We start from the raw sequence: 11,965 nt of genomic DNA on the forward strand, positions 1-11,965 counted from the left end.
GGACGCGGCCAGGCTGTTGACGCCGGCCGGCACCCGATCCACGACCGGCTTGGCAATGGCGGGATGCGGCGTATGCTGAATCAACGCCCGCCGCCGTGCCGGCCCGATTACCCACATCGACTGATCCCATGGAAAGCAACGACTACGGCAACACCGCTGCCGAACGCACAATGCGGGAAAGCGGTTCATTCAGGTCCAGGCTGGAACAGGCCGGCGGCAGGGTGCTTGCCGTCGGCACCCGCCTGGGCGAGTTCGAGATCGTCGGGCTGATCGACGAGAGCGAAGTCGGCATCACCTATCTGGCCTACGACAACGCGCTGCGGCGTGACGTTACCGTCTGGGAATACATGCCGGCCAGACTGGCTACGCGCGGCCGTTCCGGCCATGTCACGCCGCAGCGCGATGCGGACGGAAAGCCATTTGCCGCGGGCCTTGCGGCCTTCCTCAGCGAGGCGAGAGTGCTGTGCCGTTTCGATTCGCCGTTCCTGGTCAGGATAGTGCGGTTCTGGGAAGCCAACGGCACCGGCTACATGGTCATGCCGTTCTACCAGGGCATGCTGCTGCAGGAAGCGGTGGAAGGCGGCCGCATCCAGCCGAACGAGGACTGGATCAAGTCCCTGCTGGCCCAGTTGTTCGAGCCGCTCGAGATGATGCATGCGGCGCACTGCTATCACCCCGGCATCGCGCCAGGCAACATCCTGCTGCTGGCCGACGGCCGGCCGCTGCTGCTGGATTTCGGCGCGGCGCAGCGGGTGCTGGGCGCCGGCGGCCATGGCCCGGCCGCCGATATGCGCAGCGGCTTTGCGGCGATCGAGGAATACGACGACATCCCCAACCTGAAGCAGGGGCCGTGGACCGACATTTATGCGCTGGCCGCGGTCGCCTACTTCCTGGTGGCCGGCAGGCTGCCGCCGCCGGCGCCGTCGCGGGTGGCCAGCGATGCGATGACGGCGGCGCAGCAGGCCGGCGCGGGGCGCTACAGCGCCGGCTTTCTTGCCGCGCTGGACCAGGCGCTGGCGGTCAGGCCCGAGCACCGGTTCCAGTCCATCGGCGCATTCCGGCAGGCATTGGGCATCAAGCCCGGCGCCAGGCAGGGCATGCCGCCGGCACGGCCCGGGCCGGACCGGCACGAACCGTCCGGCATCGGCCACGCCGGCGGCGATACGTCGACGATGCGGCAGCCCGGCGCCTATGCCGGCGCCGGCACGCATGCGCCGGATGGCCGGATGACGCGCCACCCGGCCCGGTCGCGGCGAACCACCTGGGTGGCGGTATTGGCCGGGCTGCTGGTGCTGGCCGCCGCCGGCCTCTGGACCCTGCGGCGGCCGGACCAGGCCGTCGTGCGCAGCGAGCCTGCGGCCCCCGCCGCCGCCACGGCCGGCGCCGGGACAGCTGACGACGCGCCAGCCGCCGCTGCAACGCCAGCGCCCGAACCCGCGCCGGCGCCTGCACAGGCCGCCCCTGCTGCGCCGGCCCCGGCCGCGCCCGCCACTGCCACTGCGCCGGCTGCCACTGCCCCCGCTGCCGCGCCCACCGGCGCCACCCGCGAGGAAGCACAATGGCTGCTGGCATCCAGCCTCAACAATGCGGCCGCCTATGAAGCCTATCTGCGGGAGTATCCGGATGGCCGCTTCGCGCCGATCGCCCGCGCCGCGCTCGAGCGCATCCGCGCTTTGGCGCAGGAAGCGCCGCCGGCGCCCGCGCCTGCCGTGACCGCAGCCTCGGAAGAAGAAACCCTGTGGAAAGCCGTGCGCAACATCGACATGCCGCTGGTCTATGAATCCTTCCTCGGCAAATACCCGAACGGCCGCCATGCGGCCGACGCGCGCGCCAGGCTGGCGCGACTGCGGCCGGCGCCGGCGGAAACACGGCCGCTGCCAAGCCAGGCCCGGCAGGAAGCCGCCGGCGGGACGTTTGCCGGCGGCACGGAAAGCCGGGCCCCTGGTCCGTCGGTTGGCGCCAGCGCCGGAACAAGCGCCGCACTACCGGCGCCCTCGTCCGCCCGGCCGGGTGCTGAAAGCAATCCGCCTGCGTCGCAGCCGCCGGCACCGTCACAACCGTCCCAGGCGCCATCGGACAGGGTGGCCCTGGCGACACCGCCGGCAGCGACTGCCGCGCCGCGCGGCGAGCCTGCCAACGGCGCCGCGCAGGAAGCCGACAGCGAGCGCGAGCAGGCGCCCGAGCCGCCGCCGTCCAGGACGCGCACGCTGAGGCTGCCGAACCAGATCATGACCGGCGACTTCACGCCCGACCCGGTCACGGGCCTGGTATCGGGACGGGGCCGCATCATCTGGGACAACGGCGACCAGTTCGACGGCACCATGGTGCGCGGCCAGAAGGAAGGCCGCGGCGAGTTCCGCTGGGCCAACGGCCAGCGCTACAGCGGCGACTGGGCCCGGGACCAGCCCAACGGCAGGGGCACGATCCGGTATCCCAACGGCGACCGCTACACCGGCGACATGCGCGCCGGCCTGCCCAACGGCAACGGCACCCTGACCTTCGCCAACGGCAACCGCTACCGCGGCGAAGTCAGGGACGGCCTGCCCAACGGCACCGGCGTCAACCGCTTCGCCAACGGCGACGTCTACAGCGGCGCCTGGAGCCGCGGCAAGGCGCAGGGCCAGGGACGCTATACCTGGGCCAATGGCGACTACTGGGAAGGCGAGTTCAGCAACGATGCCAAGACCGACAACGGCAGGCTGGTGTCGGCCGCCCGGCCGCAGGGCAACGGCAGCGCGCCGTCGCGGCGGCCGGCGGAATGATGGGGCTCGCCGGCATGCGCCCGCTGCAGCTTCAGGCCCTGGTATTGCGCTTCGGCGCCTTGGCTGCGGCGCGGGCCTTTGCCAAGCCCGGCGGATAGTCGATGATGCGAACCGGGCCCGACGGCGCCGGTTCAGGCTGCCAGGGCCGGCCGCCGTTGCGCGCGCCGCCGACGATGGCCTGCATTGCCGCACGGTCGAGTTCGGTGCTGTCGCTTAAGTCCTTGATGGTGATCTTGGCCACGGATGCACTCCTCCATGAAAGGGCGCCGCCGGCGCCCGGGCCTGTCGTCTGCCGTCTGCCGTCTGTCGTGTACCGTCTGCCGGTGTGGCGCGGCGGCGGCGTCATCCCAGTATAGGCGGCGCCATCGCGATGAAACCCCGAAAAGATCAAGATGCGGTGCGCCCGAACATGCACATTGAGAGCATCGGCGCGGCGTGCGCGCGCCATCCGAATGAACAACCATGGCCAGCTTGGCGCAGGCGATTCAGACATTCCACAGGGGCGATCTGTCGCGCAATGAATTCCTTGCCCAGATCGACCGCGCCCTTGCGCTGGAACGCAGCAACTGGCAGCGCCTCCGGGAAATATTGAGCGAGGAAAATACCCGCGGCATGCTGCCGCCGGACATTTATGCCGAACTGCAGCGGCGCGTCGAGCATGCGCCGGATGCGGACGCCGATGCCGGCGCCGGCGAGACCCGGCTGCGCACCGAGTCGCTGGCGGTAGCGCCGGCCGGGGCGGGCGGCTACATGGAAGTGGCGGATCCGGACCGCATGAAAGGCATCGGCGACACCATCAATGGCCGCTTCGTGCTGGAGGAATGCCTGGGCTTCGGCGGCATGGGCACGGTGTACAAGGCGCTCGACCTGCGCAAGCTGGAAGCGTCCGACCGCAAGCCCTATATCGCCATCAAGGTGCTGAACGTGCAGTTCCGCGGCCATCCGAAGTCGCTGATCACGCTGCAGCGGGAAGCCAAGAAGGCGCAGGCGCTGGCGCATCCGAACATCGTCAGGGTCTATGACTTCGACCGCGAAGGCCCGGTGGTCTACCTGACCATGGAGTACCTGGCCGGCAAGCCGCTGAGCCAGGTGCTGCGCGCCCCCGGCTTCAGCGGCATGCCGTACCCGGAGGCGCTGCGCATCGTCACCGGCATCGGCCGCGGACTGGCCTATGCGCACCAGCAGGGCTTCGTCCATTGCGACCTGAAGCCGGCCAATGTGTTCCTGACCGACAAGGGCGAAGTCAAGGTGATCGACTTCGGCATTTCGCGCGCCTTCCACAAGCCCGAGGACGATGCCGAAGCCACCGTGTTCGACCCCGGCAGCCTGGGCGGCCTGACGCCGGCCTATGCCAGCCCGGAAATGGTGGAACACCGCGAGCCCGATCCGCGCGACGACATCTATGGCCTGGCCTGCATCACCTATGAAATGGTCAGCGGCCATCATCCGTTCAACCGGCTCTCGGGCGCCGAGGCGCGCAATGCCGGCATGAAGCCGGAACGGCCGCGCCAGCTTGGCTACCGCCAGTGGCAGGCACTGAGGAACGGGCTCTGTTTCGAGCGTGCCAAGCGCACGCCCAGCGTGGAAGCCTTCCTGCAGGGCTTCGCCGGCGACAACCACGCGGCCCGCAATGCGGCCGTCATCGCGGGCGCGGTGACGGCCGCGCTGCTGGTGGGCGCCGGCATCGGCTACTACCTGGAGTTCCGCGATGGCAGCGCAGGCGAGCAGGCGGCCGCGGTGACGGCTCCCGCTGCGCCCGCGCCTGCCGTGACCGTTGCCGAGCCGCCGGCGCGGACCGCCGCGGCGCCGGCAACGTCCGCAGCGCCACCTGCAACAGCCACCCCAGCCGCGCCGGCTGAATCGAAGCCTTCTCCTCCGGCCGCCTCCCAGGCCACGGCAACGGCCCCGCCGCAGCCTCCCGCGCCGGCGTTGACCCTGTCAGCGGTCGAACCTGTGCTCGCCGCCCAGCCGTGCGCGCTGCTTGCGCCGGCGGTGCGCGGCGACACGCTGCAGGTGCGGGGCCTGCTGTCGGATGCGGTCGGCGCGGCCCGGCTGCGGGAACTGCTGACGGCCGTGCCCGGTGTCGGCAGCCTGGACCTGCAGGTCGGGCCACTCGCGCAAGACAAGTGCGGCGTCGTCAACCTGCTGGCGCCCTACTGGCTGGCCAACCGCAAGGCGGGCACGCCGGCCACGCTGCGGCCCAGGGGCGCATCGGCGGCGTCGATGCAGGCGATGCAGCCGGCGCCGCTGGTGGAAGGCGATACGCTGGTGCTGGACCTCACCACGCCGCCCTATGATGCGTACGTGACGGTGGATTACTTCGCGCTGGACGGCAGCGTGCTGCACATGGTGCCCAGTCCGCGCGCCCGGGAGAACCGCACGCCGCCCAGCTATGCCGCCACCATCGGCGGCAACGGCAGCTGGGTGATCGCCAAACCGTTCGGCACCGAGCTGATCGCCCTGATCGTCACCCCGGCGCCGCTGTTCGATGCGATGCGCCCGGAATCCGAGCCCAAGGCCGCCTACCTGAAGGCGCTGGAGCAGCGCCTGGCGCGGCTGGGCGCCGACCATGGCCGCCAGCGCATCGCGGTGGACCTGCTGCAGGTCGCCACGCGGCCGCGCCGTCCTTGAAGGAAGGGCCGATTCAATCGAGGTCGCGCGCGACCCGGAAGCCGTTCTGCGAATGACGCACGCTGGCGTCGTACTTGAAGCGGGTGCTGGCCGGCATGTAGCTGGCGCCGTCGCGCCAGGAGCCGCCGCGTATCACCCGCTGCCGGCAGAACGCCTCTTCCCAGGCCCGGGCATCGGCCGGGGCGTTCTTGTAGGACGAGTGCCAGCAGTCCTGCACCCATTCCCACAGGCTGCCGCTCATGTCGTGCAGGCCGTAGCCATTGGCGCTGAAGGAGCCGGCGGGCGCCGGCGCGGCTTCCTGCCAGGGTTCGCCGCATTCCCGGCAGTTGGCCGCGCCGCGCTTCATGTCCTCGCCCCACCAGTAGCGGCTGGCGCCGCCGCCGCGCGCGGCATATTCCCATTCGGCCTCGGTGGGCAGCCGGTAGGGCTTGCCGCTGACCTTGCTCAGCCACTTGACATAGACCTGCGCATCGTCCCAGCTGATATCGCCTGCCGGCAGGTTGGGCGCGCGCTGGGTGTCGGCCACGCGCGGGCAGGCGCCGGCCTCGACGCAGGCGTTCCATTGCTGCACGGTGACTTCGGTGCGGCCGATCGCAAACGGCCTGGCGATCGTCAGCCGGCGCGCCGGCTTCTCGCTGGGGTCGCTGCTGTTGCTGCCCATCGTGAAGCTGCCCGCGGGCACGGCGGCCAGCACCGGGCAGGCCGGGCAGTCCTGGATATCGGCGCCGGCCTTGTGTGCAGAGGGTGGCGTGGGCGCTGGCGGGGTCGATGGGCGGGCCGCATCGGAAGCCGGCGCGGCGCTTGCGGGCACGCTGTCGGCCGGCTTTTTCGCCGGCGGCCGTGGCGCCTGGGCCTTCTCCGGCGCCGGCCTGGGCGGCTCCTGCCGGGTGGCTTCGGGCTTGCCGGTCTCGGGCCTGGGCGCGGCGGCTTTCAGGCGTTCGACGCGAGCGCGCGCCAGGCCGGCGAAGCGGCCGTTGGGATAGGCCTGCAGGTAGGCTTCGTAATCGCTGGCGTGGGTGCTGTCCTTGATCGAATCCCAGAACGTCAGCTCGTACTGCTCGGCGCTGTCCTTGGGCAGCACGCCGCGTCGGTAGGGCGCATGGTCCGCCGGGCTGGCGCCGAGGTCCGCCGCTGCCAGCAGCGGCATCGACGCCATCGGCGCCGACCGGCCGGACAAGGTCGACTGCAGCCATGGCCGCTGCAGCCCGCCGCTGTCGGCAGCCAGCCGCGCGGCGGCATCGGCGAGCAGCATGCCCGCATCGCCACCCGCAGCCAGCGCGCGCAGGAAGGCCGCCGTCCACCACCCCTGCCCGGCGCTGCCGAAGGCGGCATGGCCGGGTTGCGCGGCATAGGCGATGAGCATGTCGGGAGGCGGCGACGGCCTGACCGACGCCGATGCGCCGAACGGGTTGTCAAGACAGGCATCGAGCAGCACCAGCATGGGCTTGCCGCCTGGCCTGCCGGCCATGGGCTGCAGCACCGCGTCGAGATCGAGCGCATCGGCCAGCAAATGCGCCGGCTTCGCGGTGCCGGCGTCCACCGGCAGCAGCAGGACCCGCTGGCCGACCTGCATGCCGTGGCCGGCGAAATAGAACAGCCCTTCCCCGCCGGCCTGCAGACGCCGCCGGAATTCATGCAGCGCCCGCTGCATGCCCTCCCGGTCCAGGTTCTCGTGCAACAGCACGCTGTAACCCTGTTGCCGCAGCGCCGCCGCCACCGCGCCGGCGTCCCGCACCGGGCCGGGCAGCGCCTGCTGCGCATAGGCGCCGTTGCCGATCACCAGCGCGACGTCCCTCGCCTGCTGCGGCTGCGCCAGCGCGGCCTGGGCGGCGAGCAGCACGGCCAGCCCCGTCATCAAGAATGTTCGCCACACAGCGCCTCCGTCCGGATGCCATCGAGTGCAAGGGCCGCGCCGCGGGCGCGCTGCCCGTGCCAGCCATGCCGGAGCATGGCCGGCCTGGCCGGGTCAGGCCGGCCGACTGAGCCCTCATGCTGACCTTGGCCCACGAGGCAGGGCCTTGTCCAGCGTTTATCGCAGCGAGCTTGCTCTATCTCAGGGGTTGCGCCGCCTGGGCGAGTAACTTGGAAAAATAAAGGAAGTAGGCCAGTCGTGGACCAGGCGTCCGAAGGAGAAATGCGATGCGCCAGCTGCTGATGATTGCCTTACTGGCCGCCATGCTGCCAGCGATGTCGCCGGCACGTGCCCAGGCGCCGCGCACGCCGGCGCCGCCGAATGCGTCGGTCTATATCATCTGGCCGCCGAATGGCGCCGTGATCGACGGCGGGCGCTTCTGGCTGCGCATGGGCCTGCGCAACATGGGCGTGGCGCCGAAGGGCGTGAAGATGGCCAATGTCGGCCACCACCATTTGCTGATCGACACCGAACTGCCGGCGATGGACCAGCAGATCCCGAACGACCGCAACCATCTCCACTTCGGCGCCGGCGAGACCGAGGCGCGCATCGAACTGCCGCCGGGCAAGCACACGCTGCAACTGCTGCTCGGCGACCAGGACCATGTGCCGCATGAGCCGCCGATCTATTCGAGCCGGATCACGGTGACGGTGCGCTGAACCGCCGCGCCGGCTGATGTGTGCGGCATCGGCATCAAAGGAGCAGAACATGGACAGACGGTTATTCATGGCAGCCATCGGCGCCATCGCCGCCGCGGCCGCCGGCGCCGCACGGGCCGGCGAGACGCCGTCGGCGCCCGATACCTGGCTCTATATCGGCTGGCCGCAGGACGGCTCCGTGGTCACCGCCAACAAGCCGTTCCGGGTGTGGTTCGGGCTGCGCAACATGGGCGTTGCGCCCAAGGGCGTGAAGTACCCGAACACCGGGCATCATCACCTGCTGATCGATGTCGGCCTGCCGCCGCCGGACCAGGAGATCCCGAACGACCGCAACCATCTCCATTTCGGCGCCGGCGAAACCGAAACCATGCTGGAACTGCCGCCGGGCCGGCATACGCTGCAGCTGCTGATGGGAGACGACCGGCATATTCCGCACAACCCGCCGGTGGTGTCGAGGAAGATCACGGTGGTGGCGCGATGAAGGCTGTCCCCGGCCTGCGGCGGCGATGAAGATGGCCATTGCCGCTGCCACTGTGCAGGCCCCGGCCGGGCCCAGGCGCTAACAGGCCCGCCTCGGCCGCCCGGCCCGCCCCGGCAAGCACCGGCGCCATTCATGCCATCGGGAATGATGAAATGGATCGCAGCGAAACCGCAGCCGCCTCCGGCTTTCCCGGCTCGGGCGGCGTCACAGCCTACCTCGAACTGCCCGGCGCGGGCGAGGAAAAGGCGCAGGTGTTTCCGCTGCATGACGAAGCCGTGATCGGCAGGGCCGCGCAGGACTCGCTGGCCCAGGACCGGGTGATCCGCCTGCCCGGCCATACCGTCAGCCGCCGCCACGCCCGCATCCGCCGCCGCGGCGCGCTCTACTACATCGAGGACCTGCATTCCTTCAACGGCACCTTCGTGCGCGGCAAGCGGCTGCAGCCTGGCGTGTGGTACCCGCTGCGCGACGGCGACGAGATTGCCATTGCCGCCATTGCGCTGGGCTTCCACTCGCTGATGGTGCCGGCCGCCGACAGCCTGCCCACCGTCATCACCCGCTCGATCGACGCCCAGGACCTGACCCGGCTGGCCGCTCCCGACGCCAGCCAGACCGGGGACCAGCGCCTGATGCTGAAGCTCCATGCAATGGCGCAGGTGGGTATCGCGCTGGGCGCCGTGACCGACCGCGAAACCCTGACCGAAAAGATCATGAACTTCATCTTCCAGCTGTTTCCGCTGGCGGAACGGGCCTTCATCCTGCTGCGCAAGAAGGAAGGCGAGGCGCCGGTGCCGGCGGCGGCGCGCTGGCGCGACGGCACCGTGGTGGACCCGGGCCAGGTGGTGATGTCGCGCACCATCGTCGGCGAGGTGCTGGACAGGAAGCGCTCGGTGCTGTCGGTCGACACCCTGGCCGACCGCCATTTCGGCGCGCAGGAGTCCATCATTTCCCAGGCCATACGTAGCGTGATGTGCGTGCCGCTGCTGCTGGAGGGCGAATGCCTGGGCCTGATCCAGGTCGACACCTCGTCCGACCCGTATGCCTTCCGCGAAGCCGACCTGGAGATCCTGACCGGCGTCTGCGCCGAAGCCGCGGTGGCGCTGAAGAACTTCCAGCTGTATTCCGACATAGAACGGCTGCTCGACGGCTTCGTGCGCGCCTCGGTGCAGGCAATCGAGGAACGCGACCCGGTCACCGCCGGCCATTCCTTCCGGGTGGCGGGCTATGCCGAGCGGCTGATCACCGCGGTGGACCGCGCCGACGCGCCTGGCCTGGCGCAGCTGCGCTTCAGCAAGGAACAGGTGCGTGAACTGCGCTATGCGGCGCTGCTGCACGACTTCGGCAAGGTCGGCGTGCGCGAACATGTGCTGCGCAAGGAAAAGAAGCTGCACCATGCCGACATGCGGGTGGTGGAGCAGCGCTTCCTGCATGTGCGGGCCTGCCTGGAGCGCCAGGCCTGGCATGCGCTGGTGGAGCAGCATGCGGCGCAAGGCCTGTCGCCCGATGGTTTCCGGCAGCGCCAGCGCGAGATCGAACAGGCGCTGCGGCTGGAGTTCGCGCGGCTCGACCAGTTCCTGGAAACGATACGCGCGGCCAACGAGCCGGCGGTCAGCCCGGACCTGGCGCTGCCCGACCTGTCGCCGGCGCTGTGCTGGCAGCACGATCAGCCGGACGGCGCGCCGCTGAAGCTGCTGACCGAAGACGAGTACGCCGCGCTGGGCGTGACCCGCGGCTGCCTGACGCCGGACGAGCGGCGCCAGATCGAGGCGCATGTGGCCGACTCCTATTCCTTCCTGATCCTGATTCCCTGGACGCGCGACCTGGCCAGCGTGCCGACCATTGCGCATGGCCACCATGAAAAGCTGGATGGCTCCGGCTATCCGATGGGGCTGCGCGAGCCGCAGATCAATATCCAGACCCGGATCCTGACGATTTGCGACATCTACGATGCGCTCACCGCTGCCGACCGGCCCTACAAGAAGCAGGTGCCGGTGGAGCGGGCGCTGGACCTGATCGCGCTGGAATGCCGGGCTGGCCATCTGGACCGCCAGCTGTTCGACGTATTCGTGCAATCGCGCGCCTGGGAGCCGCTATGAAGCCCTTGTTCGTGTTTTCCTGCCGCGCCGGCGCTGCCGCCTGCGCGCTCGGCGCGGCGCTGTGCGGCTGCGCCGATGTCAGCATGGCGCCCTACCAGCGGCCCGATGCGCCGGCCAAGGCGGCATTCTCGACCAAAGAGGCGGCGCCGGTGTCGGCCAGCGACACGATACGGCCGGACTGGTGGAAGGAATTCCGCGATCCCTATCTCGACCGCCTGGTGGTGCAGGCGATCGAGGGCAATCTCGACCTGCGGATACTGGCCGCCCGCAGCCGCGTGGCCCAGGCCCAGATCGGCGAGGCGCGCGCCGGCGCGCTGCCCACGCTGGATGCGGGGGCCGGCGCCAGCTTCGAAAAGGTGACCGGGCAGAAGTTTTCCCAGACCTTCAACCTGGGCACCCAGGTCAACTGGGATATCGACATCTGGGGCAAGTTCGAAAAAGGCGTGCAGGCGCAGCAGGCCGGCTTCCAGGCTTCCGAGGCCGACTGGCGCGCCGGCTATCTCAGCATGGTGGCCGATGTGTCGAGCGCCTACTTCCAGATCCTGCAGCTGGACGAGCAGTCGGCGCGGCAGCAGCAGGCGCTGGAACGCGGCCGCCAGATCCTCGCCACCTACGAGGCCATGCATGCGGCCGGGCTGCTGCCCAATACCCGGGTGCTGCAGCAGCGCGCCGAGATCAACCGGCTCACCAGCGACCTGCTGGAACTGCGCCGCGCCCGCGACCTGGCCGCCAACGCGCTGGCCACGCTGCTGGGCCGGCCGGCAGGCGAATGGACGGTGCCGCCCGGCCGCCTGCAGCAGACCGTGCAGCTGCCGCCGGTGCCGGCCGGCCTGCCTTCCCAACTGCTGGAACGGCGGCCCGATATCGTCGCCGCCGAATACCGGGTGCTGGAAGCCTACAACCTGGTGGGCCAGGCCAAGCTGGCGCAGCTGCCGTCGATCAGCCTGACCGGGCGCGGCGGCAGCGCCAGCTTCGCCCTCACCGATCTGCTCAAGACCTTTACCGTGGGCCTGATGCCCAGCATCAACCTGCCCATGTTCGACCCCGGCGTGAAGGCGCGCATCAGGACCAGCGAGGCGCAGACCAAGGTGGCGGAGGAGCAGTACCGCCGCACCGTGATCGGCGCCTTCGAGGAAGTGGAAAACGCGCTGGTCAATCTCGATGCCCACCGCAGGCAGCGCGCCGAACTGGAGCAGCAGGTGGCGCAGCTGGAAGTCGTTGTCCGCCAGTTCGCCGGCCAGTTGCGCGAAGGCGTGGTGTCGCAGCTCGATGTATTCGAATCGGAGCGTTCGCTGCTGGCGGCGCAGCTGGCGCTGCTTGCCAACCACCAGCAGCTGCTGTCCGACACGGTAACGCTGTACAAGGCGCTGGGCGGCGGCTGGCCGGCGGTGCAGGTCGGCGCAGCACAGCGCTGAGCGGGCAGC

General features: G+C 70.2%; 8 protein-coding genes. 6 read left to right on the forward strand and 2 right to left on the reverse strand.

Annotated elements, in window-relative coordinates; genetic code table 11:
- Window positions 1-128: 128 nt before the first annotated feature.
- The gene (locus tag ABC383_RS26760; protein ID WP_413018878.1) at window positions 129-2,762 is read left to right on the forward strand and encodes a protein kinase domain-containing protein; all 2,634 of its coding nucleotides are present in this window, start codon (window positions 129-131) and stop codon (window positions 2,760-2,762) included.
- A gap of 31 nt (window positions 2,763-2,793) precedes the next feature.
- Here the strand turns inward: ABC383_RS26760 and ABC383_RS26765 are convergent, their stop codons facing one another.
- On the reverse strand, window positions 2,794-3,003 hold the full coding sequence (locus ABC383_RS26765) for a hypothetical protein (protein WP_413018880.1): 210 nt from the start codon (window positions 3,001-3,003) through the stop codon (window positions 2,794-2,796).
- A 221-nt stretch (window positions 3,004-3,224) separates the two neighbouring features.
- Here ABC383_RS26765 and ABC383_RS26770 point away from each other — a divergent pair, with 221 nt between their 5' ends.
- Complete coding sequence (locus ABC383_RS26770) at window positions 3,225-5,393, forward strand: serine/threonine protein kinase (protein ID WP_413018882.1); 2,169 nt, start codon at window positions 3,225-3,227, stop codon at window positions 5,391-5,393.
- Between the two features lie 13 nt (window positions 5,394-5,406).
- On the opposite strand, the gene ABC383_RS26775 is transcribed toward ABC383_RS26770, so the two are convergent.
- The gene (locus ABC383_RS26775) at window positions 5,407-7,248 is read right to left on the reverse strand and encodes an SUMF1/EgtB/PvdO family nonheme iron enzyme (RefSeq protein ID WP_413019330.1); all 1,842 of its coding nucleotides are present in this window, start codon (window positions 7,246-7,248) and stop codon (window positions 5,407-5,409) included.
- A gap of 320 nt (window positions 7,249-7,568) precedes the next feature.
- Between ABC383_RS26775 and ABC383_RS26780 the strand changes: the two genes are divergently transcribed.
- The 4 genes from ABC383_RS26780 to ABC383_RS26795 all read left to right on the forward strand — a co-directional run bounded on the left by ABC383_RS26780 (window position 7,569) and on the right by ABC383_RS26795 (window position 11,956).
- Complete coding sequence (locus ABC383_RS26780; protein ID WP_413019332.1) at window positions 7,569-7,964, forward strand: DUF4399 domain-containing protein; 396 nt, start codon at window positions 7,569-7,571, stop codon at window positions 7,962-7,964.
- A gap of 49 nt (window positions 7,965-8,013) precedes the next feature.
- Window positions 8,014-8,445: a DUF4399 domain-containing protein gene (locus ABC383_RS26785; protein WP_413018884.1), complete on the forward strand. Its 432-nt coding sequence runs from the start codon at window positions 8,014-8,016 to the stop codon at window positions 8,443-8,445.
- Between the two features lie 152 nt (window positions 8,446-8,597).
- Complete coding sequence (locus tag ABC383_RS26790) at window positions 8,598-10,541, forward strand: HD domain-containing phosphohydrolase (protein WP_413018886.1); 1,944 nt, start codon at window positions 8,598-8,600, stop codon at window positions 10,539-10,541.
- On the forward strand, window positions 10,538-11,956 hold the full coding sequence (locus tag ABC383_RS26795; RefSeq protein ID WP_413018887.1) for an efflux transporter outer membrane subunit: 1,419 nt from the start codon (window positions 10,538-10,540) through the stop codon (window positions 11,954-11,956). Before ABC383_RS26790 ends, ABC383_RS26795 begins: the two co-directional genes overlap by 4 nt.
- The last annotated feature ends 9 nt before the right edge of the window (window positions 11,957-11,965 follow it).

It is taken from the genome of Noviherbaspirillum phoenicis, from assembly GCF_047237965.1.
GTDB lineage: Bacteria > Pseudomonadota > Gammaproteobacteria > Burkholderiales > Burkholderiaceae_D > Noviherbaspirillum_A.